Annotated in this window: 24 protein-coding genes and 1 other annotated feature; of the genes, 23 read left to right on the plus strand and 1 reads right to left on the minus strand. The window is 39.2% G+C overall.

Annotation, left to right across the window (positions count from 1 at the left end; translation table 11 throughout):
* The first annotated feature begins 23 nt into the window (after positions 1-23).
* The 23 genes from ftsZ to MKX65_RS07915 all read left to right on the plus strand — a co-directional run bounded on the left by ftsZ (position 24) and on the right by MKX65_RS07915 (position 23,744).
* Positions 24-1,169, plus strand: coding sequence for a cell division protein FtsZ (gene ftsZ, locus MKX65_RS07805; protein WP_160545666.1), 1,146 nt, complete (start codon positions 24-26; stop codon positions 1,167-1,169).
* A 241-nt stretch (positions 1,170-1,410) separates the two neighbouring features.
* Positions 1,411-2,349, plus strand: a complete 939-nt coding sequence (gene spoIIGA, locus MKX65_RS07810; protein ID WP_340903127.1) for a sigma-E processing peptidase SpoIIGA — start codon at positions 1,411-1,413, stop codon at positions 2,347-2,349.
* A gap of 44 nt (positions 2,350-2,393) precedes the next feature.
* Complete coding sequence (gene sigE, locus MKX65_RS07815) at positions 2,394-3,113, plus strand: RNA polymerase sporulation sigma factor SigE (RefSeq protein ID WP_160545664.1); 720 nt, start codon at positions 2,394-2,396, stop codon at positions 3,111-3,113.
* Positions 3,114-3,288: 175 nt separating this feature from the next.
* Complete coding sequence (gene sigG, locus MKX65_RS07820; RefSeq protein WP_340903129.1) at positions 3,289-4,068, plus strand: RNA polymerase sporulation sigma factor SigG; 780 nt, start codon at positions 3,289-3,291, stop codon at positions 4,066-4,068.
* Positions 4,069-4,168: 100 nt separating this feature from the next.
* Positions 4,169-4,441: a YlmC/YmxH family sporulation protein gene (locus MKX65_RS07825; RefSeq protein WP_119707466.1), complete on the plus strand. Its 273-nt coding sequence runs from the start codon at positions 4,169-4,171 to the stop codon at positions 4,439-4,441.
* A 75-nt stretch (positions 4,442-4,516) separates the two neighbouring features.
* Complete coding sequence (gene pgeF / locus MKX65_RS07830) at positions 4,517-5,347, plus strand: peptidoglycan editing factor PgeF (RefSeq protein WP_340903134.1); 831 nt, start codon at positions 4,517-4,519, stop codon at positions 5,345-5,347.
* Complete coding sequence (locus MKX65_RS07835; protein ID WP_340903136.1) at positions 5,344-6,018, plus strand: YggS family pyridoxal phosphate-dependent enzyme; 675 nt, start codon at positions 5,344-5,346, stop codon at positions 6,016-6,018. The genes pgeF and MKX65_RS07835 overlap by 4 nt, the downstream gene beginning before the upstream one ends.
* Before the next feature lie 17 nt (positions 6,019-6,035).
* Positions 6,036-6,485: a cell division protein SepF gene (locus MKX65_RS07840; protein WP_160545660.1), complete on the plus strand. Its 450-nt coding sequence runs from the start codon at positions 6,036-6,038 to the stop codon at positions 6,483-6,485.
* A 7-nt stretch (positions 6,486-6,492) separates the two neighbouring features.
* The gene (locus MKX65_RS07845; protein ID WP_160545659.1) at positions 6,493-6,756 is read left to right on the plus strand and encodes a YggT family protein; all 264 of its coding nucleotides are present in this window, start codon (positions 6,493-6,495) and stop codon (positions 6,754-6,756) included.
* A 69-nt stretch (positions 6,757-6,825) separates the two neighbouring features.
* Positions 6,826-7,599, plus strand: coding sequence for a YlmH family RNA-binding protein (locus MKX65_RS07850; protein WP_160545658.1), 774 nt, complete (start codon positions 6,826-6,828; stop codon positions 7,597-7,599).
* A 92-nt stretch (positions 7,600-7,691) separates the two neighbouring features.
* On the plus strand, positions 7,692-8,213 hold the full coding sequence (locus MKX65_RS07855; RefSeq protein ID WP_160545657.1) for a DivIVA domain-containing protein: 522 nt from the start codon (positions 7,692-7,694) through the stop codon (positions 8,211-8,213).
* A gap of 46 nt (positions 8,214-8,259) precedes the next feature.
* Positions 8,260-8,496, plus strand: a binding site (T-box leader).
* A gap of 87 nt (positions 8,497-8,583) precedes the next feature.
* Positions 8,584-11,355: an isoleucine--tRNA ligase gene (ileS, locus tag MKX65_RS07860; RefSeq protein WP_340906179.1), complete on the plus strand. Its 2,772-nt coding sequence runs from the start codon at positions 8,584-8,586 to the stop codon at positions 11,353-11,355.
* Between the two features lie 174 nt (positions 11,356-11,529).
* Positions 11,530-11,814: a hypothetical protein gene (locus MKX65_RS07865; protein ID WP_160545656.1), complete on the plus strand. Its 285-nt coding sequence runs from the start codon at positions 11,530-11,532 to the stop codon at positions 11,812-11,814.
* Positions 11,815-11,881: 67 nt separating this feature from the next.
* Positions 11,882-12,385: a signal peptidase II gene (lspA, locus tag MKX65_RS07870; RefSeq protein ID WP_160545655.1), complete on the plus strand. Its 504-nt coding sequence runs from the start codon at positions 11,882-11,884 to the stop codon at positions 12,383-12,385.
* The gene (locus MKX65_RS07875; RefSeq protein WP_160545654.1) at positions 12,360-13,271 is read left to right on the plus strand and encodes an RluA family pseudouridine synthase; all 912 of its coding nucleotides are present in this window, start codon (positions 12,360-12,362) and stop codon (positions 13,269-13,271) included. The genes lspA and MKX65_RS07875 overlap by 26 nt, the downstream gene beginning before the upstream one ends.
* 179 nt (positions 13,272-13,450) lie before the next feature.
* Positions 13,451-13,993, plus strand: a complete 543-nt coding sequence (gene pyrR, locus MKX65_RS07880) for a bifunctional pyr operon transcriptional regulator/uracil phosphoribosyltransferase PyrR (protein WP_160545653.1) — start codon at positions 13,451-13,453, stop codon at positions 13,991-13,993.
* Between the two features lie 142 nt (positions 13,994-14,135).
* Complete coding sequence (locus MKX65_RS07885) at positions 14,136-15,437, plus strand: solute carrier family 23 protein (RefSeq protein ID WP_340903143.1); 1,302 nt, start codon at positions 14,136-14,138, stop codon at positions 15,435-15,437.
* 156 nt (positions 15,438-15,593) lie between these two features.
* Positions 15,594-16,526, plus strand: coding sequence for an aspartate carbamoyltransferase catalytic subunit (locus MKX65_RS07890; RefSeq protein WP_340906182.1), 933 nt, complete (start codon positions 15,594-15,596; stop codon positions 16,524-16,526).
* A complete protein-coding gene (locus tag MKX65_RS07895) occupies positions 16,489-17,775 on the plus strand; it encodes a dihydroorotase (RefSeq protein ID WP_340903145.1) in 1,287 nt (428 codons plus the stop codon). Before MKX65_RS07890 ends, MKX65_RS07895 begins: the two co-directional genes overlap by 38 nt.
* Positions 17,772-18,875, plus strand: coding sequence for a carbamoyl phosphate synthase small subunit (locus MKX65_RS07900; protein ID WP_160545727.1), 1,104 nt, complete (start codon positions 17,772-17,774; stop codon positions 18,873-18,875). Before MKX65_RS07895 ends, MKX65_RS07900 begins: the two co-directional genes overlap by 4 nt.
* On the plus strand, positions 18,854-22,069 hold the full coding sequence (carB, locus tag MKX65_RS07905) for a carbamoyl-phosphate synthase large subunit (protein ID WP_340903147.1): 3,216 nt from the start codon (positions 18,854-18,856) through the stop codon (positions 22,067-22,069). The genes MKX65_RS07900 and carB overlap by 22 nt, the downstream gene beginning before the upstream one ends.
* Positions 22,066-22,845 carry a dihydroorotate dehydrogenase electron transfer subunit gene (locus MKX65_RS07910; protein WP_340903148.1) on the plus strand — a complete coding sequence of 260 codons (780 nt, stop codon included), beginning with the start codon at positions 22,066-22,068 and terminating at the stop codon, positions 22,843-22,845. The genes carB and MKX65_RS07910 overlap by 4 nt, the downstream gene beginning before the upstream one ends.
* Entirely contained in the window at positions 22,842-23,744 is a 903-nt protein-coding gene (locus MKX65_RS07915; protein WP_340903150.1) for a dihydroorotate dehydrogenase, read from the plus strand. The genes MKX65_RS07910 and MKX65_RS07915 overlap by 4 nt, the downstream gene beginning before the upstream one ends.
* Positions 23,745-23,995: 251 nt before the next feature.
* On the opposite strand, the gene MKX65_RS07920 is transcribed toward MKX65_RS07915, so the two are convergent.
* Positions 23,996-25,435, minus strand: coding sequence for a DDE-type integrase/transposase/recombinase (locus MKX65_RS07920; protein WP_340903151.1), 1,440 nt, complete (start codon positions 25,433-25,435; stop codon positions 23,996-23,998).
* Positions 25,436-25,503: the final 68 nt, after the last annotated feature.

Genomic DNA, 25,503 nt, shown 5'->3' on the forward strand with positions numbered 1-25,503 from the left:
TCGACGAATTAGGAGGATTTGTCATGTTGGAATTTGATACAAATTTAGATTCATTGGCAACTATAAAAGTAATCGGCGTAGGTGGAGGCGGAAACAATGCTGTTAATCGGATGATTGAGCATGGCGTCCAAGGTGTCGAATTTATCGCGGTAAATACAGATGCGCAGGCATTAAATTTATCGAAGGCAGAAACAAGAATGCAAATTGGGGGAAAGCTTACTCGTGGACTTGGAGCAGGAGCAAACCCTGAAGTAGGGAAAAAAGCAGCTGAAGAAAGTAGAGAACAAATTGAAGAAGTGTTAGCTGGGGCCGATATGGTTTTCGTTACAGCTGGTATGGGTGGCGGAACTGGAACAGGGGCTGCACCCGTTATTGCTCAAATCGCTCGCGAGTTAGGGGCATTAACAGTCGGAGTTGTAACAAGACCGTTTACGTTTGAAGGTAGAAAGCGTTCGACTCAAGCTCAAGGTGGCATCTCTTCCATGAAGGAAGCGGTTGATACACTAATCGTTATTCCAAATGATCGTCTTCTTGAAATTGTGGATAAGAGTACACCAATGCTTGAAGCATTCCGTGAGGCTGACAATGTTCTACGTCAAGGGGTTCAAGGTATATCGGACCTTATTGCAACACCTGGTCTTATCAACTTAGACTTTGCAGATGTAAAGACAATTATGTCTAACAAAGGCTCTGCTCTTATGGGGATTGGTGTAGCTGCAGGAGAAAACCGTGCAACAGAAGCAGCAAAGAAAGCCATTTCTTCACCGCTTCTAGAAAAGTCCATTGATGGAGCACAAGGAGTCTTGATGAACATTACTGGTGGATCAAACTTAAGCCTATATGAAGTTCAGGAAGCAGCAGATATCGTTGCTTCTGCATCTGACCAAGAAGTGAACATGATTTTTGGATCGGTTATCAATGATAACTTGAAGGATGAGATCCTAGTAACAGTGATTGCGACCGGTTTTAATGAAGATATTTCTCAACCGAAGCCAACAAGTCGTCCAGGTTTTGGGCAACAAAAACAATCTGTTGCACCTACAAAGCCACAAAGAGAAATCATTCGTGAAGAGGAGTACAATGAACCTGTACGTTCAAATACTTCACACAGCAGTGACGATACGTTAGATATACCTACTTTCTTACGTAATCGCAATAGAAGACGATAGGTAAACCCTATCAATACAAAAAGCAGAATTCGACCAGAATTCTGCTTTTTATTTTGTTTTAAGAGGAAAATCAGTTTTCCCAACCTGAGATGAGAAATTTTGACAAAAAACGGAGAGATTTGTGAAAATCTCTTCTTTTTTATGTACATAAAGTGACACACTTCCAACATCTATGTACGTTATACTTTTTCATAACAGAATAATAGATTGAATAAGGAGAAACGAGCAAGGAGGATAATCTTTGACACTTTATTTAGATGTGATTTGGCTGCTAAATCTCCTTTTCGATACGTTACTTCTTTATTTAACTGCCATAATAGTAAAAAGAGAGTATAAGATTTGGAGACTGTTTTGTGGAGGACTTATAGGATCCTTCATTATTATATTGGCTTTTACTCCTTTTCAGAATTATTCTGGTCATCCTGTCGTGAAATTAGCCTTTTCTTTAGTGATGGTTCTAGTTACCTTTGGATACAAAAGATTACGTACCTTTATCCGTACAACGATGACCTTCTATTTCGTTACCTTTTTAGTAGGTGGAGCGCTTATTGGGGTTCATTATTTCATTCAGTTTGATAACCAATTGACCTCCTCTGTTTTAATAGGAAGTGTAAAGGGATTTGGTGATCCGATTAGCTGGTTTTTTGTTCTCATAGGTTTTCCGATTGCATGGCATTTCTCCAGATCAAATATTGAACAATTTGAAATGACGAAAATACAATTTGATCAAATGGTTTCTATTCGCATTCAGATTGGAGAAAGTCAATTCACATGTAAAGGTCTGGTGGATAGTGGGAATCAACTTTATGATCCTCTCACTAAAATGCCTGTCATGTTTGTCTCTGTCTATAACCAATTAGAAACGATCCCTGAATCCATTAGGATACTTTCAAGTGAAAAGGATGAGATCATTTATGGAAAAGCCTCTCTTCCAACTGAATGGGAAAATAAGCTCCGAATTATCCCGTATAAAGTAGTTGGACAAGAGCATCAGCTTATCATTGCTGTTAAGCCTGACCAACTTCAAATAGAGATGGAAGAAAAAATAATTCAAGTAGACAAAGGATTAGTTTCCTTTACAACCCAGCAGCTTTCCTCTGAAGATACGTTTCAGTGTATTGTTCATCCAAAGATGGTAACAGGTGTCGCAAAGGTGAAATCAGATGTAAAGGTAAGTTAATATTACTATACTCAGAAAAACATAAATTAGAAGGAGGACAACTCATGAAAAATATAAAACTTCGACTATCTTATTACTGGTATAAATTATTAATCAAGCTAGGACTCAAGACAGATGAGGTCTTCTATATAGGTGGAAGTGAGGCATTGCCTCCTCCGTTATCAAAAGAAGAAGAAGAAGTGTTGCTTCAAAAACTTCCGAGTGGGGATAAAGCAGCGAGGTCCATCCTTATTGAGAGAAATTTACGACTTGTTGTTTATATAGCTAGAAAGTTTGAAAATACAGGAATTAATATTGAAGATTTAATTAGTATCGGAACGATCGGTTTAATAAAGGCAGTTAACACGTTTAATCCTGAAAAGAAAATAAAGCTTGCTACATACGCATCAAGATGTATTGAAAATGAAATACTCATGTACTTACGGAGAAATAATAAAATTCGCTCAGAAGTTTCCTTTGATGAACCATTGAATATTGATTGGGACGGTAACGAGTTGTTATTGTCAGATGTATTAGGAACAGAAGAAGATATTATTACAAAAGACCTGGAAGCAAATGTTGATAAAAAGCTTTTATTAAAAGCATTACATCAGCTGAATGACCGTGAAAAACAAATCATGGAGTTGCGTTTTGGATTAGGTACGGGAGAAGAAAAAACCCAGAAAGACGTTGCTGATATGCTTGGTATATCACAATCGTATATTTCAAGACTGGAAAAAAGGATTATTAAAAGACTGAAGAAAGAGTTTAATAAAATGGTTTAGTTCGTTTCTTTGAAGAAAGAAAAATTTTTTAGAATAAAATAATATGTGTAATACCTTGTCCTAAAGACATTTATAGGAAATTCTTAGTATGCATGTCCATTTTGGATGTGCATATTTTTCCTTCTCGGGGAGATACTGTTTTTTGTACAACAGCTCCTGTGAGGAGGGAAAAGAATTGACTCGTAATAAAGTTGAAATTTGCGGTGTTGATACATCTAAGTTACCTGTTTTGAAAAATGAAGAAATGCGTTTACTATTTAAAGAAATGCAAGCCGGGGATATAACAGCCCGAGAAAAGCTCGTGAATGGAAACTTACGCCTTGTGTTAAGTGTCATTCAGCGATTTAACAATCGTGGTGAGTTTGTTGATGACCTGTTTCAGGTAGGGTGCATCGGGTTGATGAAATCAATTGATAATTTTGACCTAGGTCAAAACGTGAAATTCTCTACTTATGCTGTTCCGATGATAATCGGAGAAATCCGACGATACTTAAGAGATAACAACCCGATTCGAGTATCCCGTTCTTTAAGGGATATTGCTTACAAGGCATTACAAGTTCGAGAAAAACTAATGAGTGAGACGTCAAAGGAGCCAACTGCTGAAGAAATTGCAAAAGTACTAGATGTTTCTCATGAAGAAATTGTTTTTGCTTTAGATGCCATTCAAGATCCCGTTTCGTTATTTGAACCTATCTATAATGACGGAGGAGATCCTATTTATGTGATGGATCAATTAAGCGATGAACGTAACAAGGATATTCAATGGATTGAAGAAATTGCTTTAAAAGAAGGAATGAGACGACTCAACGATAGAGAAAAGCTCATCCTAAGAAAGCGATTCTTCCAAGGAAAAACTCAAATGGAAGTAGCTGAAGAGATAGGAATCTCACAAGCCCAAGTGTCCAGACTAGAAAAAGCTGCGATTAAACAAATGAATAAGAACATACAAACATAAACTACCGACTAATCTCGGTAGTTTTTTTTGTATAAAACAATCATGAATACTCCTCCCATCTTCATATATTTAATTATCGAATAGTCGGGAGTGAAATATGATGGTGAAAATTTCAGAATTTCAAATTAAAGATGTGGTCAATGTTGCAGATGGAAAAAAGTTAGGGAATATTAGTGATATAGAAATAAATCTATCAAACGGAAAAATTGAGGCCATTATTGTAAGTGGTAACGGACGGATGTTAGGCTTCTTTGGTAAAGAAGAGGAGATCATTATTTCTTGGAGAAACATACTTAAAATTGGTGAGGATGTTATTTTAGTTCGTTACAGAGGGGTTAATGAAGGACAATATGATGAAGCAGAAGCCAAGTAAGCCTGAATTCACTGGGAGTATACTGCGAATTATGGTAAACTATAGAAAAATCAACAAACAATTGAGGTTTATATAATGGAACCATTTATTCTAAAAGAAACGTCTCATTTCATCATAAAAGAGTGGACAGATCGTTTCAACGGACTTGTTGCGGGTTTTACTACGAAAAACGGAGGCCATAGCAAGAACTCTTTTTCAACGTTGAATACTGGATTTCACGTTGGAGATCAGGAACAGGACGTTTGCTTAAATCGAAAAGTCTTATCAAAAAGTACTGGTATCCCTTTATCTAATTGGGTAGGTGCCGAGCAGACGCATGATGTACATGTGAAAAAAGTCTCGGTACATGATCGTGGACTTGGTTCAAATTCATACGCGAATGCGCTCAGGGATACCGATGCTTTCTTTACCTATGATAAAAATCTGCTTTTAACATTATGCTTTGCTGACTGTGTTCCGCTCTATTTTATTGCTCCAAAATACGAAGCAATTGCGATTGCTCATGCGGGGTGGAAAGGGACAGTTGGAGGGATCGCGAAAAGTGTGATAACAGTATTTAAGGACGAAAATATTCCTGTTTCGGAAATTTTTGCAGTAATTGGCCCTTCCATTTGCGAAAAATGTTATATTGTAGATGATAAAGTCATTTCATATGTGGAAAATTTAGTGGAAGATGTCGAAAAAAAAACATATAATCGAATCAAAGAAAACCAATACCACTTAGACTTAAAGAAGTTAAATAAACAAATTCTCATCAAAGCAGGTATGATTGAATCAAATATTCAGGTAACTGATTTATGTACGAGTTGTGATTCCGATTATTTTTTCTCCCACCGAAGAGACAAGGGGAAAACGGGTCGGATGATGAGTTTTATTGGTTGGAAGGAGGAGCAATCGAGAGAATGAAAGTAAGTGAAAATCTACGTGTGCTCCAGGAAAAGGTAAAAGAAGCGAGTCAAAGGAGCAATCGAGATCCAGAAGAAATAAAAATCATAGCTGTAACGAAATATGTAACAACAGAAAGAGCATCAGAGGCATTAGAATGTGGGGTAACACATCTTGGTGAAAATCGTGATGAAGGCCTTCTTGAAAAGTGGAGCACTATAGGGGACAAGCCTACCTGGCATTTTATCGGAACTCTACAAACAAGAAAGGTAAAAAATATCATAGATAAAGTGGATTATATTCACTCATTAGATCGTGTATCCTTGGCAAAGGAAATTAATGCAAGAGCTGGTGATAGAACGATTTCTTGTTTTGTTCAGGTGAATGCGTCTGGTGAAGAATCAAAGCATGGATTAACTCCAGAAATGGTGGTACCATTTATAAAGGAATTAGAAAAATACCCTAAAATAAGGGTAGAAGGGCTAATGACGATGGCGCCTTTTACTGAGGACGATACGATCATTAGACAAAGCTTTCAATCGTTAAAAAATCTTCAACTTGAAATTCAACATATGGATTTACCATATGCTCCATGTATGGAGCTTTCAATGGGAATGTCTAATGATTTTGAGATTGCCATTGAAGAAGGATCTACGATGATACGAATCGGCACCGCATTGGTGGGCGAATAGTGTGGGAGGTGTAATGAATGAGTATTAAATCAAAATTTAAAACATTTTTTTTCCTAGATGATGAATATGAGAATGAAGAAGAGGAGTACGAGGCTCCAGCAACAAAGACACAAAGACAACCACAGCAACAGCAACAAAGTGTGTCTCCTAAACAGAATGTGGTAAGCTTACAGAGTGTTCAAAAATCTTCAAAGGTTGTTTTAATTGAACCAAGAGTGTATGCAGAAGCTCAGGAAATTGCAGATCAATTAAAAAATCGTCGAGCAGTTGTTGTGAATTTACACAGAATTGAACGGGACCAAGCGAAACGGATTGTTGATTTTTTAAGTGGTACTGTGTATGCCATCGGTGGAGATATTCAAAAGATTGGTGCAGAAATTTTCTTATGTACACCTGACAATGTGGAGGTATCAGGCAATATCTCACAGCTAATGCAAGAAACAGAATACGAAGATACGAGGTGGTAATACGTAAATGGATTTACTTCTATCAATATTAATTCGAGTGATTGATATCTATTCTTGGGCATTGATTATTTATATTCTTATGTCTTGGTTTCCTAATGCAAGGGAAACTGCTATCGGTCAATTTTTAACAAGAATTTGTGAACCTTATTTAGAGCCGTTCCGAAGAATTATTCCTCCGATCGGTGGAATGATTGATATTTCTCCGATTGTTGGTATTTTTGTATTAAAATTGGCATCAACAGGCTTGTATACGCTATTTGGTTGGTTTTAGCTAAAAGGGGCATAAATGCCCCTTTTTTGCACTTTCATATCTTTATATTGGATTGGAGATTGAATTAATATGGATTTGCATCAGCACTTCCGACGTGAAGAGCATAGTTTTGTCGATCAAGTAATGAGTTGGAAGGAGCAGGTGGAAAGTAATTACGCTCCAAAACTGACTGATTTTCTTGACCCGAGAGAGCAGAAGATTGTCGAGATGATTATAGGAGCGAATTCGGAGGTAAAGGTTCAATTTTTTGGAGGAGCAGAGTTGGTGGAAAGAAAGAGAGCCTTCATTTATCCAGATTATTATTCTGTAGAGAAAGAGGATTTCCAAATTTCCTTATATGAACTGGTTTACCCAAATAAGTTTGTATCAATTGAGCATCGACAAATTTTAGGTAGCATGATGTCACTAGGACTAAAAAGAGGGAAATTTGGAGACATCCTTATGGAAGGGGAAATCATTCAACTCTTTGTCGCCAATGAAGTTAGCGATTATATTTCGATGCAACTTGAGTCGGTAGGACGTTCGAAAGTAAGTTTAAAAGAGCGTCGTCTCGAAGAAGCCATTCAAATGAAGGAACAATGGAATGAGTTCACAACAACCGTTTCTTCCCTAAGGTTAGACACTATGGTAGCTGCTGCTCATAATATCTCTCGTCAGAAATCTCAAACATTAATAGCAGGTGGAGTAGTAAAAGTGAATTGGATGACCATTGAAAATCCCTCTTTTGAATGTAAAGAAGACGATGTCTTATCTGTACGAGGATACGGAAGAGCAAAACTATCTTCCATTGATGGGAAAACAAAGAAAGATAAATGGCGAATTGTTGTAGAAAAACATCAATAATTTATAAAAAAATTGCAGGAATTTAAAAGTACTTGTCGAATATCTGTTACAATGAATAGTATATACTATTAAGCAATTGGAGGTGGCTTATAATGCCATTAACACCGTTAGACATACATAACAAGGAATTTACAAAAGGATTCCGTGGTTACGATGAAGATGAAGTAAATGAGTTCCTTGACCAAGTCATTAAGGACTATGAATTGATTATTCGAGAAAAGAAAGAACTTGATGAACGATTAAAGGATATGAATGAGCGTTTAACTCATTTTTCGAATATTGAAGAAACCTTAAATAAATCCATCGTTGTAGCTCAAGAAGCAGCTGAAGAGCTAAAGCGAAATGCTCAAAAAGAAGCTAAGCTAATTATCAGAGAAGCAGAGAAAAATGCGGATCGCATCGTAAATGAGTCCCTTTCTAAAGCTCGTAAAATAGCTCTAGAAATTGAGGATCTGAAAAAGCAATCCAAAGTGTTTAGAACTCGTTTTAAAATGCTTATTGAAGCACAGCTGGATATGCTGAATAACGATGATTGGGATCATCTATTACAATACGAGCTTGATTCAGCAGAATTAAAATCTGCAAATTTAAAAGAAGAAGATTCATTGGCTTGACGAAAAGCAGTTTCTTCGAATATAATTTTTTAACAAGTAAAAATTGCAAGTTGCGATGACAGGGATAGTAGAATTTATCAATGCTTTTTCTAGCGAGTTAACAGTTGGTGAGAGGTTAACAAAAGCGATAAGTTTGAATATCACCCTTGAGTACCAAGCTGAACGACCAGAAGGAATAGTAAGCTTTGGCGTTTAAATTCACGTTACGAATTTTTGAGCGGATAGGTTATTTGCCTATCTACTAGGGTGGTACCGCGGGAATATAAGCCTTCTCGTCCCTTTTTGGGATGAGAGGGCTTTTTTGTATTTACTTTTACTAAAACGGGTAACAATGAAGCTAGAAGAGGAAGATTTAGGAGGAAGTTTACAAATGGATTATAAAGATACGTTATTGATGCCTCAGACGGAATTCCCGATGCGAGGGAATTTGCCAAAGCGTGAACCAGATATTCAAGAAAAATGGAACCAAATGGATATTTATTCTAGAGTTCAAGATCGTACGAAGGATCGTCCGATGTTTGTTCTTCACGATGGGCCACCGTACGCAAACGGAGATATACACATGGGGCATGCATTAAATAAAATCCTTAAGGACTTTATTGTGCGTTATAAGTCAATGAGTGGATACAACGCACCATATGTACCCGGTTGGGATACACACGGGCTGCCAATCGAGCAAGCTTTAACAAATAAAGGTGTTAAGCGTAAGGAACTTACAGTTGCAGAGTTTCGTAAGCTTTGTGAAGAGTATGCTTTAGGTCAAATTGATTCCCAACGTACTCAATTTAAGCGTTTAGGTGTTCGTGGAGATTGGGAGAATCCTTATATCACTCTTGATCCAGCATATGAAGCACAGCAAATCAAGGTTTTCGGAGAAATGGCAAAGAAAGGCTATATTTATAAAGGTTTGAAGCCTGTATACTGGTCACCTTCTAGTGAATCGGCTCTAGCAGAAGCTGAAATTGAGTATCAGGACAAAAAGTCAGCTTCTATTTATGTTGGTTTCCCTGTCCAAGACGGTAAGGGTGTACTTGATACGGATACGGAGATTGTTATTTGGACAACAACTCCATGGACCATTCCAGCTAATCTTGGAATTTCTGTTCATCCAACTTTAAATTATGTTGTTGCTCAGGTGAATAATAAAAAGTACCTTGTGGCTGAAGAGCTTTTAGAAGCAGTAACAAACGAAATTGGTTGGGAAGAAGTAACGGTAGTAAAGACGGTGAAAGGCCAAGAGCTAGAACATATTTTAGCGAAGCATCCGTTATATGAACGCACATCTTTAGTCATGCTTGGCGAACATGTCACAACAGACGCAGGTACGGGGTGTGTTCATACGGCTCCAGGACACGGGGAAGACGATTTCTACGTAGGTCAAAAATACGGTTTAGACGTTCTTTGTCCGGTTGATGATAAAGGAGTTATGACGAAGGAAGCCGTTGGTTTCGAAGGACTTTTCTATGATACAGCCAATAAGCCGATTACGGAAAAGCTTCAAGAAGTGGGCGCTTTATTAAAACTAACATTTATTACTCACTCATACCCGCATGACTGGAGAACGAAGAAGCCTGTTATTTTCCGTGCAACAGCTCAGTGGTTCGCATCTATCAAAGATTTCCGTGAAGACTTGTTGGAGGCTGTTAAGGAAACGAAGTGGGTTCCTGCTTGGGGAGAGACTCGTCTATTCAATATGGTACGTGACCGTGGAGATTGGTGTATTTCTCGTCAACGTGTATGGGGTGTTCCAATTCCTGTATTTTATGGGGAAGACGGCGAACCAATTATCACGGATGAAACCATTGAACATGTATCCGGGTTATTCCGTGAAAATGGGTCAAATGTTTGGTTTGAAAGAGAAGCTAAAGATCTGTTACCTGAAGGCTTTACACATCCATCAAGCCCGAATGGTAAATTTACAAAAGAAACGGATATTATGGACGTTTGGTTTGATTCTGGTTCTTCTCACCAAGCGGTTCTTGAAGAGAGAAGCGATTTACAAAGACCAGCGGATCTATATCTCGAAGGTTCTGACCAATACCGTGGATGGTTTAACTCTTCATTATCTACAGGGGTAGCTGTAACAGGTAAGGCTCCGTATAAGGGAGTACTAAGCCATGGTTTCGCTCTTGATGGTGAAGGTAGAAAGATGAGTAAATCAATTGGGAATGTTGTTGTTCCTGCTAAGGTAATGGATCAGCTAGGTGCAGATATTTTACGCTTATGGGTAGCATCTGTGGATTATCAATCAGATGTTCGTGTGTCTGACGCTATCTTAAAGCAAGTAGCTGAAGTATACCGTAAGATCCGTAACACATACCGATTCTTATTAGGAAATTTAGCAGACTTTAATCCTGCTACTGATAAAGTAGAGTTTGATAAGCTTCGTGAAGTAGATCAGTTCATGCTGGTGAAGCTAAACAAGCTAATTAAATCTGTGACAAAGTCTTATGAAGAATATGAATTTGCGAGCATTTACCATGCGATCAATAACTTCTGTACGCTAGACTTAAGTGCATTCTACCTTGACTTTGCAAAGGACGTTCTATATATTGAGGCAAAGAATCACTATGAGCGCCGTGCCATCCAAACGGTTTTATATGAAAGCTTATTAGCATTAACAAAATTATCAGCTCCGATTCTTTCTCATACAGCTGATGAGGTATGGGCATACATTCCTAATGTGGAGGAAGATAGCGTTCAATTAACTGATATGCCTTCACATGTTGACCTTCCTAATGCCAAGCAGCTTGAAGAAAAATGGACGAAATTTATGAAGGTTCGTGATGATGTCCTAAAAGCTTTAGAAGAAGCACGTAATGCAAAGGTAATCGGGAAGTCATTAACAGCAAAAATTAGCTTGTATCCGACTAGTGAAACAAAGGAACTTTTACAATCAGTTAAAGAAAATCTTCAACAATTGTTTATCGTGTCTGGTTTTGAATTAGCTGGAGATATCGATTCTGCGCCTGCAGAAGCTGTAAAGCTTGAAACAGCTGCAATTGTCGTATCAAAAGCTGAAGGTGAAACTTGTGAACGTTGCTGGACGGTAACAACAGAAGTTGGCAAAGTAGAGGATCATCCAACCCTTTGTCCACGTTGTGCGGATGTAGTAAAAGAAAACTACAGCCATCTTGTATAAATAATGGAAGAACTCTCTGGATTTCCGGGGAGTTTTTTCTTTGTTACGGGAATATGTATGAGTAATTATTCCACTTTCGTTAATGATTGTTTTCGTTGTTAAATGTTGTTCGTGTCGAATCGTGTCCATCGCGATATACTAACGGAAAACATCTGAAAACGGAGGTAGAATAAAATGGAAGCATTTGAACAAAAGCTCTATTTGGAACTCCGGAAATCGCGTACTGAATTAATGATGCAATTATCAAATTCGAAAGGATCTCCCTTAGTAAAACCACTTATTGAGGAAGAATTAAGAGACATTAATAGTGCCATTGAAAAATTGGAGAATGGTACGTTTGGCAGATGCGAAATATCAGGTGAATTATTACCTCATGAACTACTTCAAATGGTTCCAACCTTAAAAACGGTGGAGGACTGTGGGAAGCTTGAACATTATTTATGTAAGCCGCTTTTTTAATCAGAAGCGTTTACTGTCGTTTTTATAGAGAATGTGCTAAAATGCAAAGGGAATATTAAGAAAAGGTTTGGAGGTTTCCTTTGTGTTTTATTACATAATCGCATTAATTGTCATTATTCTTGATCAATGGACCAAATGGTTAGTTGTGAAAAGAATGGAGCTTGGAGAAAGCATAACCGTTATTGAAAACTGGTTTTATATTACCTCCCACCGCAACAGAGGCGCTGCTTGGGGTATTTTACAAGGACAAATGTGGTTTTTTTACTTAATTACTGTGATTGTGATTATCGGGATTGTATATTATATTCAAAAGGCAGCAAAGGGTAAAATGCTTCTTGGAGTGGCTCTCGGATTAATGCTAGGAGGGGCAATTGGTAACTTCTATGATCGAGTAGTACATAAAGAAGTGGTTGACTTTATTCATACGTATATTTTTAACTATAATTTCCCTATCTTTAATATTGCTGATTCAGCCTTAGTTATTGGAGTAGGTTTATTAATGATACAAATGTGGCAAGAAGAGCGACAATCTAAGGAGATAGCAAATGGAAAAAGTAATACAAACAATTAATGAAGAGCATAAAGGTGAAAGACTAGATAAGGTTCTTTCAAGTGTTAATAATGAATGGTCGAGGTCTCAAGTCCAGCTATGGATGCAAGAGGGCAATGTTGTTGTTAACGGTCAAAAAGTAAAAAGTAGCTATAAATGTTCGGTTGGAGATGTAATCGAAATCAGCATTCCTGACCCAGAGGAGCTTGATGTGGTTCCAGAGACTATGGACCTTGAGATTTTTTATGAGGATAGTGATGTATTAGTTGTAAACAAGCCCAAAGGAATGGTCGTACACCCTGCACCTGGTCATACTACAGGGACACTTGTGAATGGATTAATGGCTCATTGTAAAGATCTGTCGGGAATCAATGGAGTTCTTCGACCAGGTATCGTTCATCGAATTGATAAGGACACCTCCGGCTTATTGATGGTTGCTAAAAATGATTTAGCACATGAAAGCCTAGTGAATCAACTCGTTGCAAAAACAGTGACTCGAAAATACCAAGCAATTGTCCATGGTGTAATACCCCATGATTACGGTACGATTGATGCTCCTCTTGCTAGAGACCCTAAAGATCGACAAAGCATGACTGTTGTTGATAATGGAAAGCATGCGGTGACTCATTTCCAGGTAATGGAGCGTTTTAAAGATTTTACACTTGTCGAGTGTCAGTTAGAGACAGGACGTACTCATCAAATCAGGGTTCATATGAAGTATATTGGTTTTCCATTAGCAGGAGACCCCAAATACGGACCAAGAAAGACGTTAGATATAGGCGGACAAGCTCTGCATGCGGGTGTGTTAGGTTTTAATCACCCTCGAACCAATGAATACTTAGAATTTGAAGCACCTGTACCAGAGTACTTTGTAGAGCTTCTCGAGTTCTTGAGAAATAATCGTTGACAAAGTTCTACATCTGATTTATGATTTCTTTAGTTGAATAAGTCCTTTAAAGACGGTCCTGTGAGGCTGAGAAGGAGACGGAATTTGTAAGGCAAAAGTATGCCTACAATCGTAATTCGTGTCCCCTCTAACCCACTAGGCTAGAGGTTTTTTTTATGGATAAATGAGGAGGGAAGACCTTGTCACAAAAAGCAGTCGTACTTGACGAACAAGCCATTAGAAGAGCATTGACAAGGGTTGCTCACGAAATTATTGAAAAAAATAAAGGTGTAGAACGAATTGTTCTCATTGGAATTCGAACAAGAGGAATATTTCTCGCTGAGCGACTTGCTGAAAGAATTAAAGAAATTGAAGGCACAGGGGTTCCAGTAGGAGAATTAGATATTACTTTGTATCGGGACGATCTAACAAAGAAAACAAATGATCAGGAACCTTTAGTTAAAGGGTCAGATATTCCTCACGATATAACTAACAAAATTGTCATCTTAGTCGACGATGTATTATACACAGGAAGAACTGTACGCGCTGCGTTAGATGCATTAGTCGATATAGGTAGACCTGCTTCTGTACAGCTGGCAGTACTTGTAGACAGAGGCCATAGGGAATTGCCCATACGAGCTGATTATGTTGGGAAAAACATCCCAACCTCTAGTTCGGAAAAGATTGTTGTTCAACTAGCAGAAGTTGACAAACATGATACCGTAAGTATCCACGAAAAATAAATATAACCTTTTAAAAAAGCACAGAGAGGCTTTCAAGGGGAAATGTAGACTCGAGGGGAGAAATATATACCTTGACCTGCAACTAAACCCTCTTGTGCAAAAGAGGGTTTTTATTTTAACAACCAAGAGGAGAGAAACATACATGAATAACAAACCAATCCTAGACGTACACGATATACCGAAACCAGTCCATTGGCTAACACTTAGCCTACAGCACTTATTCGCTATGTTTGGAGCTACCATATTAGTACCATTCTTAGTTGGACTTGATCCAGCGATTGCACTTATCTCCAGTGGATTGGGAACGATCGCGTTCCTTATGATAACAAAATGGCAAGTACCTGCTTATTTAGGATCATCATTCGCTTTCATTACACCAATCATTGCTGCAAAAGCAGCAGGCGGTCCAGCAGGTGCCATGATTGGAAGCTTTATTGCTGGTTTAGTGTACGGAATTGTTGCACTAATTATAAAAAAAGCAGGTTACCGATGGATTATGAATCTCCTACCACCAATCGTAGTTGGACCAATCATTATAGTAATCGGATTGGCTTTAGCAGGAACCGCAGTTAGTATGGCAATGAATAATCCAGCTGGAGAGTACAGCTTACTGCATTTCTCAGCAGCACTTGTAACATTAGTAGCAACCATTATTTTCTCCATCTACGGAAAAGGAACATTGAGCATGATTCCGATCTTAGCAGGTATCATTATCGGATATGTATACTCGTTAGTCGTAGGAATCGTGGATTTTGCCCCAGTAGCCGCGGCAAAATGGTTCGAAATGCCAAACTTCTTTGTACCATTCGTTGATTATGAAGTGAAAGTCACACTTGATTTAGTATTATTAATGGCGCCAGTTGCCATCGTAACATTGTCAGAACATATTGGTCACCAGCTGGTATTAGGTAAAGTGGTGGGTCGTGATTATATTAAAAACCCTGGCTTACATCGCTCGATCTTGGGAGATGGAACAGCCACTATGATTTCTGCCTTAATCGGTGGCCCTCCGAAAACAACATACGGGGAAAACATCGGAGTCCTAGCCATTACAAGAGTATACAGTGTATATGTACTTCTTGGAGCAGCAGTTGTTGCAACAGTATTTGGTTTCATAGGTAAAGTAACAGCACTGATAAGTTCAATTCCAACACCAGTAATGGGTGGAGTATCCATCCTCCTTTTCGGAATTATCGCATCATCAGGATTACGCATGCTAGTTGATAGCAAAATCGACTTTGGAGACAAACGAAACCTTGTGATTTCCTCTGTAATCTTAGTAGTAGGTATTGGAGGAGCAGTTATTAAAGTATCAGAAGGATTTGAAATTCATGGAATGGCATTAGCAGCTATCTTAGGGATCTTGATCAATTTAATCCTTCCAGGTAGACCGGAAGCTGCCGAAGATATGTTTGAAAGTGATAAGGAAAATGAAGTAGCATAGTTTCACCTTTTAAAGAAAGTCCAGAGAGGCTTGAAAGGGTGCATAGGAGAAGTGGATATACCATAGTTGGTGTGTTCTACTTCTGCCTACCGCATAGCACCCTGACAAAAAAGTCAAGGGTGCTATTTTTTACATAAACCACAAAAGGAGTGTTTGATCATGAATCTGCTTACTACTTCAGAGCTTTCCGTTACCGAGATTTACGACATCCTTGCAGAGGCGAAAAAATTTTCTGAGGGTGCTGCGTGGCAGCCTAATCAATCTTCCTTTGTAGCAAATTTGTTTTTTGAACCGAGTACTAGAACAAAATGTAGTTTTGAAATAGCTGAAAGAAGACTGGGCTTAAACATTATTCCATTCGAAACACACTCATCCAGTATCACTAAAGGTGAAACACTATATGATACGGTTCGAACTTTAGAATCCATTGGAGTTCAGGCGGTCGTCATTCGCCATACAGAAGACGAGTACTTCAAGCAGCTAGTTGGCAAAACGAACGTTAAAATTATTAACGCTGGAGATGGATGCGGTCATCATCCAACTCAATCGTTGCTCGACTTATTAACGATTTACGAAGAATTCGAACATTTCCAAGGTCTTAAGGTAGGAATTGTTGGAGATCTAATACACAGCCGTGTGGCAAGGTCAAATGCGGTTGCTCTTCACCGATTAGGAGCAGAAATCGTGTTCTCAGGACCAAAAGAATGGATTGACCAAGAACTTCTACAATACGGAAGATATGAAGATATTGATACATTAACAGAAACCGTCGATGTGCTTATGCTCCTTCGTATTCAACACGAAAGACATCAAGTTGGTGGGAAAACAGTTGATTATCATCAAGCTTTTGGTTTAACAGTAGAAAGAGAGAAGCGAATGAAGAAAGGAAGCATTATTATGCATCCTGCGCCAGTAAACCGAGATGTAGAAATCGCCGATAGCTTAGTCGAATGCGAGCGTTCAAGAATCTTTAAGCAAATGGAAAATGGCGTCTACGTTCGTATGGCAGTATTAAAAAGAGCATTACAACAATCTGAAGGGGGAAAAAACAATGACAATTCTCATCAAAAATGGTCAATGGCTTACTGATAAAGGACAAAAAGAGGCAGTCGATATTTTAATAAAAGACGAAAAGATTGCTGCGATTGGTCCAGATCTTCAAGCGGAGGATGCAGAGATCATTGATGCGACAGGATTGCTTGTATCTCCTGGATTTGTTGACTTGCATGTTCATTTACGTGAGCCTGGAGGAGAGAAGAAGGAAACGATTGCTACTGGTACACTAGCGGCAGCTCGTGGAGGTTTCACAACGATTGCAGCTATGCCAAATACAAGACCGGTTCCAGATTCAGTCGAAACTCTTCAAAACTTAAATAAACGAATTGCAGAAACAGGTGCTGTTCGAGTGCTGCCATATGCTTCGATTACCATAAGAGAGCTAGGAAATGAACTTACTGATTTTGCAGCATTAAAAGAAGAAGGTGCATTTGCCTTCACAGATGACGGAGTAGGGGTCCAATCAGCAGATATGATGCTTCAAGCAATGCAACTTGCAGCAAGTGTAGATATGTCAATCGTAGCACATTGCGAAGAAAACACGTTAATTCATAAGGGATCTGTCCATGAAGGTGAATTTTCAAAAAAACATGGGTTGAACGGAATTCCTTCTGTATGTGAATCGGTTCATATTGCAAGAGACGTATTATTAGCAGAAGCAGCAAACTGTCATTATCATGTGTGCCATATTAGTACGAAAGAATCGGTTCGCGTAGTACGAGACGCTAAGCGTGCAGGCATCAAGGTAACAGCAGAAGTAACACCTCACCACCTTTTATTATGTGAGGAGGATATTCCAGGATTAGATACGAACTATAAAATGAATCCTCCGTTAAGAGGAAAAACGGATCGTGAGGCATTGATTGAAGGACTACTTGATGGAACGATTGATTTTATCGCCACAGACCATGCCCCACATACAGCGGAAGAAAAAGCTGAGGGAATGGCTCTTGCACCATTTGGAATCGTTGGGTTAGAAACAGCATTCCCGCTTTTATATACAAATCTTGTTGAAAAAGGTATTTTAACAGAAAAGCAGTTAGTAGATTTCTTAACAGTGAAGCCGGCTCAAAGTTTCAATTTACCATATGGAAAGATTGAAGTTGGAGCAGTCGCTGATCTAGTGCTTGTAGATCTTGCGAAAGAAGAAAGCATTGATCCAAATACATTCTTATCAAAAGGTAGAAACACTCCGTTTGGTGGCTGGGAGTGCAAAGGATGGCCAGTAGTAACAATCGCAGCTGGGAAAATCGCATGGAAAAGAGGGTATGTAACAGTATGAAAAGGCAATTAATACTAGAAAACGGGACAGTTTTTATCGGAAAAGCTTTTGGAAGTGACACAGAAAAAATGGGAGAAGTGGTGTTTAACACCGGAATGACTGGTTATCAGGAAATTCTCTCTGACCCATCATACTGTGGACAAATCGTTACTTTTACGTATCCGCTTGTTGGAAATTACGGAATAAATCGAGATGATTTTGAGTCAATTTCTCCTTCTGTTCATGGAATGGTGGTTAAGGAAGCGGCAGAGTTTCCATCGAACTGGAGAAATGAAAAAACATTAGATGAATTATTAAAAGAAAAGAATATTCCTGGAATTTCAGGTGTAGATACAAGAAAGCTTACAAGAATTATTCGACAATATGGAGCACTAAAGGGAGCCATCTGTTCAATTGATGCAAGTGTTGAGGAAGTACTTGAAGAATTAAAATCACCATTTAGAAACGATCAAGTAAAGCAAGTTTCCACAAAATCTGCTTATGCAAGCCCAGGTAGAGGAAGAAGAATCGTTCTTGTTGACTTTGGTATGAAGCATGGAATTTTACGCGAATTAAATAAGCGTGATTGTGACGTAATCGTTGTTCCTTATAACACAACAGCTGAAGAAATTAAACGTTTGAATCCAGACGGTGTGATGCTATCGAATGGACCTGGGGACCCTAAGGATGTTCCAGAAGCAATTGAAATGATTAAAGAAATTATTGGACATGTTCCTCTGTTTGGAATTTGTTTGGGTCATCAGCTTTTTGCCTTAGCATGTGGAGCAAATACGGTTAAGTTGAAATTTGGTCATAGAGGATCAAACCATCCAGTTAAGGATCTAGCAACAGGAAAAGTTGCTCTTACTTCACAAAACCACGGATACACTGTTGAAGAAGAATCGCTTCAAGGAACTTCATTAGAGGTGACACATATCGCCTTAAATGACGGTACGGTTGAAGGATTAAAACATAAAGAAGCAAAAGCATTTACAGTCCAGTATCATCCGGAAGCATCACCAGGACCAGAGGATGCAAATTATTTATTCGAACAGTTTTTACAGTTGATTGAGACAGAAAAAGGGGAAGGTGCAATCGAATGCCAAAGCGTACAGATATAAAAAGCATACTAGTTATCGGATCAGGTCCGATCGTCATTGGACAAGCAGCAGAATTTGATTATGCAGGTACACAAGCGTGTATCGCATTAAAAGAGGAAGGATACCGTGTTATCCTAGTAAACTCAAACCCAGCAACAATCATGACAGATACTACGATGGCAGATGCTGTGTATATTGAGCCACTTACTTTGGAGTTCGTTAGCACAATCATCCGAAAAGAACGTCCAGATGCACTTGTCCCAACACTTGGAGGACAAACAGGATTAAACCTAGCAGTAGAGTTAGCTAACTCTGGAGTTCTTGAAGAATGTAATGTGGAAATTTTAGGTACTAAGCTTTCAGCCATTGAGCAAGCCGAGGATCGTGATTTATTCCGTACATTAATGAATGACTTAGGCGAGCCAGTGCCTGAAAGTGAAATTATTCATACACTTGAAGAAGCGTATGACTTCGTTGCACAAATTGGTTACCCAGTCATCGTTCGTCCAGCGTTTACACTTGGCGGAACGGGTGGAGGCATCTGTCATAACGAAGAGGAATTGGTTGAAACCGTAACAAGTGGGTTGAAAAATAGCCCGGTTACACAATGTTTATTAGAAAAAAGTATCGCTGGATTCAAAGAAATTGAATACGAAGTGATGAGAGATGCTAATGACAATGCAATCGTTGTTTGTAATATGGAAAACATCGATCCAGTAGGTGTTCATACAGGGGATTCAATCGTTGTGGCACCGAGTCAAACGCTTAGCGATCGCGAGTATCAAATGCTTAGAAACACATCATTAAAAATTATCCGTGCCCTTGGGATTGAGGGTGGATGTAACGTCCAATTGGCATTAGATCCTGATAGCTATGATTATTACATTATTGAGGTAAATCCACGTGTAAGTAGATCTTCTGCTCTTGCATCAAAAGCAACAGGATATCCGATTGCTAAGCTTGCTGCAAAAATCGCGGTTGGGTTAACACTCGATGAAATGATGAACCCTGTAACAGGAAAAACCTATGCAAGTTTCGAACCTGCACTTGATTATATCGTTTCAAAAATTCCAAGATGGCCGTTTGATAAGTTCGAAAGTGCTAACCGCACCCTTGGTACACAAATGAAGGCTACTGGTGAAGTTATGGCGATCGGTCGTACTTTTGAGGAATCATTACTAAAAGCCATTCGTTCACTAGAAGCGAATGTGTTCCATTTTTCACTAAACGATGCAGATGAAATATCTGATGAGTTGCTTGAGAAACGTATTCGTAAAGCTGGTGATGAGCGCTTGTTCTATATCGGGGAAGCGTTAAGACGTGGCGTTACGATCCAAACGATTCATGCTTGGAGCAAGATTGATTTATTCTTCCTTTCAAAATTCGCTAAAATTGTTGAGTTCGAAGCAAAGTTACAAGCTCTTCCATTTGATGAGGAGATTGCGAGAGAAGCAAAGGAATTTGGATTTGCTGATAGTACCCTTGCTAAGTTATGGGCAACAAATGAGCGTGCTGTTTACGATTGGAGAGTAGAAAAGGGGCTTGTTCCAGTTTATAAAATGGTTGATACATGTGCAGCAGAGTTCGAGTCTGAAACTCCTTATTTCTACGGAACTTATGAAGATGAAAATGAATCGATTGTAACTGACCGTGAGAGTGTAATCGTACTTGGTTCTGGTCCAATCCGAATCGGTCAAGGAATCGAATTTGACTACTCAACGGTTCATGCAGTTTGGGCGATTCAAGAAGCTGGCTATGAAGCCATCATCATTAACAATAATCCTGAAACTGTATCTACTGACTTCAGTATCTCTGATAAGCTCTACTTTGAGCCTTTAACAATCGAAGATGTTATGCATGTTATTGATTTAGAAAAGCCAGTTGGAGTTGTTGTCCAATTCGGTGGGCAAACAGCAATTAACCTAGCTTCAAAGCTTGTAGAAAGAGGAGTGAAGATTCTAGGTACGAGCTTGGATGATCTTGACCGTGCGGAAAATCGCGACCGCTTTGAAGCTGCATTGCAAGAGCTAGGAATTCCACAGCCGTTAGGAAAAACGGCAAGAACAGCGGCTGAAGCTGCTGTAATTGCTAACTCAATTGGATATCCGGTATTGGTTCGTCCATCATATGTACTTGGCGGTAGAGCGATGCAAATCGTATACCAAGAAGCTGAGTTATTGCAATACATGAAGGAAGCAGTAAAGATTAATCCAGAGCATCCGATTTTAATTGACCGTTACCTAACAGGAAAAGAAATAGAAGTAGATGCGATTTGCGATGGCGAAACAGTAATTATTCCAGGGATCATGGAGCATATTGAAAGAGCAGGAGTTCACTCTGGTGACTCAATCGCAGTGTACCCGCCACAAAGCATCTCACAAGCGGTAAAAGACAAGCTTGTTGATTATACGATTCGTTTAGCTAAAGGATTAGGAATCATTGGACTTTTCAACATTCAATATGTTGTTTCAAAAGAAGAAGTGTATGTGTTGGAAGTAAATCCTCGTTCAAGTCGTACGGTGCCGTTCTTAAGTAAAATCACAAACGTACCTATGGCTAATCTGGCAACAAAAGCGATTCTGGGCCTATCACTGAAAGAGCAAGGTTATGAGACTGGACTGGTAGAAGAAAAGCAAGGTGTATTCGTTAAAGTACCAGTATTCTCTTTTGCTAAGCTAAGAAGAGTTGATATTACATTAGGACCAGAAATGAAATCGACTGGTGAGGTTATGGGGAAAGACCACACGCTTGAAAAAGCCCTTTACAAAGGATTAGTTGCTTCAGGAATGAAAATTCAAGGATTTGGATCGGTTCTTATGACGATTGCTGACAAAGATAAGCAAGAAGCTTTAGGGATCGCGAAGCGTTTCTTCTCAATCGGGTTCCGGGTAATGGCAACGGAAGGGACAGCGAAGTTCTTCCAAGAACAAGGAATTCCAGTGAAGGTTGTTGAGAAAATTGGTGGAGGCCACCCAGATATCGTTGATGTAATCCGTAACGGCCAAGCGCAATTTGTGATTAACACATTAACAAAAGGAAAGCAGCCAGAACGTGATGGTTTTAGAATTCGTAGAGAATCAGTGGAAAACGGTGTTCCTTGCTTAACTTCATTAGATACAGCAGAGGCCATTTTACGCGTAATTGAATCAATGAATTTTTCAGCTGAGGCGATGGAGAAAAGTCCCGCAAACAGCAGGGAGGCAGTACTATTATGATTCGCAATGAGGAATGTATCGTACTTTCCAATCAAGAAATAGCTCACAATATTTTTGAGCTCACCCTTAAGGGTGAGCTCGTCCAACAGATGAATGAACCAGGTCAATTTGTACATCTAAAAGTTAGTGATAGTGTAGATCCACTTTTGCGTAGACCGATTAGTATTGCAAAAATCGACCAAGTAAATAACATGTTTACGATGATTTTCCGGGCAGAAGGAACTGGAACGAAGCTGCTTGGACAGAAAAAAGTCGGAGATGTTGTAGACGTTCTTGGGCCATTAGGAAATGGATTTCCAGTAGAGGAAGCTGCATCTGGATCAACCGCCCTTTTAGTAGGTGGCGGAATTGGTGTGCCTCCACTATATGAATTATCTCTAAGGCTAAAAGAAAAAGGCGTAAATGTCATTCATGTGTTAGGCTTCGCAACAAAAGATGCAGTTTTTTACGAAGAGAAATTTGCCGAATTAGGAGAAACGTATATTGTAACGGTGGATGGAACTCATGGAGAGAAGGGATTTGTAACGGATGTGATCTCCGCACAGAATCTTTCGTTTGAAACATTATACACATGTGGTCCTACCCCGATGTTACGAGCATTAGAGGCTGCGTATCCTGAGAAAAATGTATATCTTTCTCTAGAAGAGCGAATGGGCTGTGGAATTGGAGCTTGCTTTGCATGCGTATGTAGAACACAGGACGATCCTACAGGATATACGTATAAAAAGGTTTGTACGGATGGGCCAGTGTTTAAAGGAGGGGAGGTTCTTATATGAGTCAACTAGCAGTGAACCTACCTGGTTTACAATTAAAAAACCCAATTATGCCTGCATCAGGATGCTTTGGATTTGGTAGAGAATATAGTCAGTTTTATGATTTAAGTACATTAGGTTCCATCATGATTAAAGCAACAACAGTAGAACCACGGTTTGGAAATCCAACTCCACGGGTAGCAGAGACAACTGCGGGGATGTTAAATGCGATTGGCTTGCAAAATCCTGGCCTTAAAAAGGTGATTAATGAGGAGCTTGCTTGGTTAGACCAATTTGATGTACCGATCATCGCAAATGTGGCTGGCTCACTTGAAGAGGACTATATTGAGGTTGCACGTGAGATTTCAAATGTAAGTAATGTTCATGCTCTTGAACTGAATATCTCTTGCCCAAATGTAAAAACAGGTGGTATTGCTTTTGGAACGATTCCTGAGGTGGCAAAGGAATTAACGAAAAAAGTGAAAGAAGTGTCCAGTGTACCTGTTTATGTCAAGTTATCACCAAATGTATCGAATATTGTTGAGATGGCCAAGGCGGTTGAAGCAGGCGGTGCGGACGGGTTAACCATGATTAATACTTTAATTGGCATGAGGCTTGATTTGAAGACAGGTAAGCCTGTGCTTGCTAATAATACAGGTGGACTTTCAGGTCCTGCAATTAAACCGGTTGCGATTCGAATGATTTATGAAGTAAGTCAGCACGTAAATATTCCTATTATTGGGATGGGTGGCGTTCAATCGGCAGAAGATGTGATTGAATTTTTTTATGCCGGAGCGAGTGCGGTTGCAGTTGGTACAGCTAATTTTGTGGATCCACTCGTATGTCCGAAAATCATTGAACAACTTCCAGTGTTATTAAATGAACTTGGATTTGATCATATTTCAGAATGTACGGGAAGGTAGTGTCAAAAGATTTATGAAAACTACCTAAAGGGTTAGTTTCTCTCCTATTTACTGGATGGAGATGCGCCGCAATCGCTCTTGACAAACACGCCAATGGTTTGAGGATTGTTTAACAAGGGCGAAGGGAACAAAAGAAGGCATACCAAATAAGCCCTTGGTTGTTTCCATTTTAAACCATTGGCAAGTTCGGTTTGTCAAGAGTTCGCTCCGCCGATTGCTGAATTAGCTTAAGGGCTCAGCTAAACAAAAAGTTAGGCTTGTCTTTGCTCTACTATCCATTGTTGTGCTAATCCAATGAGCTTTGTCCAACGTGCTGGCATTGTTGGAAGCCCCTTGAGTTCTGGATTCACTACGGGCACTTTTCCTTCTAAGGCGGCATGCGGACGCAAAAAGTTAAAGTAGGCCGTAAATAAGGTGACGTATGAAATGGAACCATGTTCAGAGCCGAATCCATGAGTGGAGCGATAATTGCCCTTAAAGGTGCGGTTAAGTCTCTCAATTATTTGTTTCAGTGGTCTATATTCGGTCGAAACAGGGTCCTCATTGGTTAATCCAATGACCTGCTTCACATCGAATGAAATCCCATGTTGAGCGAAGAAATGTTGGGCTAAAAGATAGATTGGATTCCCGTCTACCACAAAGGTCAGATTTTCTGGAATCTCTTTCATCTTGATTAAGACCTCATCAATTGCTCGAATGGCTGTTGCTGTGTCTCGATTAGGCGACACCGGATACGAAAGAATAATCTTTTTCACGGCGTCAAAAAAGAAAAATAAATAATGCCATCGACCGTTTACTCTGATATACGTTTCATCACCGCAGAATTGGTCTGAAAGTTCATAGGGATAGTGATCCACATAAGGTTTAAGTAATAAAGCTACGCTATTTTCGTAGTTCAATACAGTCTGATGTGAAATCATCACTCCGTGTACGTCCTGCATAATCGCAGCTGTTTTACGGGCCGAAAGGCCATAGTTTACATGATAGGTTAGGATCAATCCTAATGTATGTGGGGATGCATAAATCTTTGATAAGTCCACGGCCGGCAGTTCTGGTGATTCCTTGGATAACGGCTGGAAATCGATATAAAACTGACGGAAAATGTATCTCAATTTAAATGCTTGAGGGTCCTTTTTGAACCTTTTCTTTTCTTTTGAAGTCATCCCATTGAGCTTCTTTTGATAATAAAAACAGTCATTGTTCTTGCACTTAAACACGTGAAAATCTTTTCTTTCTTTTATTTTCTCGAGAGTCTTGGAACAATGAGGACACTTCAGGATGGCCTCCTTAGAGTAACGGTTCTTTTCACTGAAAAGTTCTGTACACACCTTGCATTGATACTGACCTTTATCTCCATTGTTGGCATAAAGATAATCCGATGGAGCACCACACTTTGGACAGTTCATGGCTTTAGGTACGGAAACTTTTGCATTCTTACGCCTTTGAACAGGTTTGAGAGCTTTCCCGTTCTTCTCTTGATATTCACTAAGAAGAACTCGATAATCAAGCTGTTCTAGAACTTCAATGACTGGAAGGTCATCCACTTGAAGTTTTCGATAAGGTTTATTTACGGGCTGTTCAGTAGGTTTATCGAACATGCTTTTACCAATCAATAAAGTAAGCAATGTTCGAATGAGTTGTTCTTGATAGTTTATAAAAGTTAATAAATAGGTTATAATTTGAGGGTACAACTTGTCACTTCCTTTCTGGGAATTGAGTGTGTGGTAACCTCAATTATCTCCAGAATTCAGGGGGTGGC

Origin of the sequence: Robertmurraya sp. FSL R5-0851 (assembly GCF_038002965.1) — a bacterium.
Lineage (GTDB): Bacteria > Bacillota > Bacilli > Bacillales > Cytobacillaceae > Robertmurraya_A > Robertmurraya_A beringensis.

Excerpts from the sequence above, each read along its gene's own strand:
- ftsZ (WP_160545666.1), top strand. The coding sequence starts at position 24 with ATGTTGGAATTTGATACAAATTTAGATTCATTGGCAACTATAAAAGTA.
- sigE (WP_160545664.1), top strand. The coding sequence starts at position 2,394 with ATGAAAAATATAAAACTTCGACTATCTTATTACTGGTATAAATTATTA.
- MKX65_RS07825 (WP_119707466.1), top strand. The coding sequence starts at position 4,169 with ATGGTGAAAATTTCAGAATTTCAAATTAAAGATGTGGTCAATGTTGCA.
- pgeF (WP_340903134.1), top strand. The coding sequence starts at position 4,517 with ATGGAACCATTTATTCTAAAAGAAACGTCTCATTTCATCATAAAAGAG.
- MKX65_RS07835 (WP_340903136.1), top strand. The coding sequence starts at position 5,344 with ATGAAAGTAAGTGAAAATCTACGTGTGCTCCAGGAAAAGGTAAAAGAA.
- MKX65_RS07840 (WP_160545660.1), top strand. The coding sequence starts at position 6,036 with ATGAGTATTAAATCAAAATTTAAAACATTTTTTTTCCTAGATGATGAA.
- MKX65_RS07845 (WP_160545659.1), top strand. The coding sequence starts at position 6,493 with ATGGATTTACTTCTATCAATATTAATTCGAGTGATTGATATCTATTCT.
- MKX65_RS07850 (WP_160545658.1), top strand. The coding sequence starts at position 6,826 with ATGGATTTGCATCAGCACTTCCGACGTGAAGAGCATAGTTTTGTCGAT.
- MKX65_RS07855 (WP_160545657.1), top strand. The coding sequence starts at position 7,692 with ATGCCATTAACACCGTTAGACATACATAACAAGGAATTTACAAAAGGA.
- ileS (WP_340906179.1), top strand. The coding sequence starts at position 8,584 with ATGGATTATAAAGATACGTTATTGATGCCTCAGACGGAATTCCCGATG.
- MKX65_RS07865 (WP_160545656.1), top strand. The coding sequence starts at position 11,530 with ATGGAAGCATTTGAACAAAAGCTCTATTTGGAACTCCGGAAATCGCGT.
- MKX65_RS07875 (WP_160545654.1), top strand. The coding sequence starts at position 12,360 with ATGGAAAAAGTAATACAAACAATTAATGAAGAGCATAAAGGTGAAAGA.
- MKX65_RS07885 (WP_340903143.1), top strand. The coding sequence starts at position 14,136 with ATGAATAACAAACCAATCCTAGACGTACACGATATACCGAAACCAGTC.
- MKX65_RS07895 (WP_340903145.1), top strand. The coding sequence starts at position 16,489 with ATGACAATTCTCATCAAAAATGGTCAATGGCTTACTGATAAAGGACAA.
- MKX65_RS07900 (WP_160545727.1), top strand. The coding sequence starts at position 17,772 with ATGAAAAGGCAATTAATACTAGAAAACGGGACAGTTTTTATCGGAAAA.
- carB (WP_340903147.1), top strand. The coding sequence starts at position 18,854 with ATGCCAAAGCGTACAGATATAAAAAGCATACTAGTTATCGGATCAGGT.
- MKX65_RS07910 (WP_340903148.1), top strand. The coding sequence starts at position 22,066 with ATGATTCGCAATGAGGAATGTATCGTACTTTCCAATCAAGAAATAGCT.
- MKX65_RS07915 (WP_340903150.1), top strand. The coding sequence starts at position 22,842 with ATGAGTCAACTAGCAGTGAACCTACCTGGTTTACAATTAAAAAACCCA.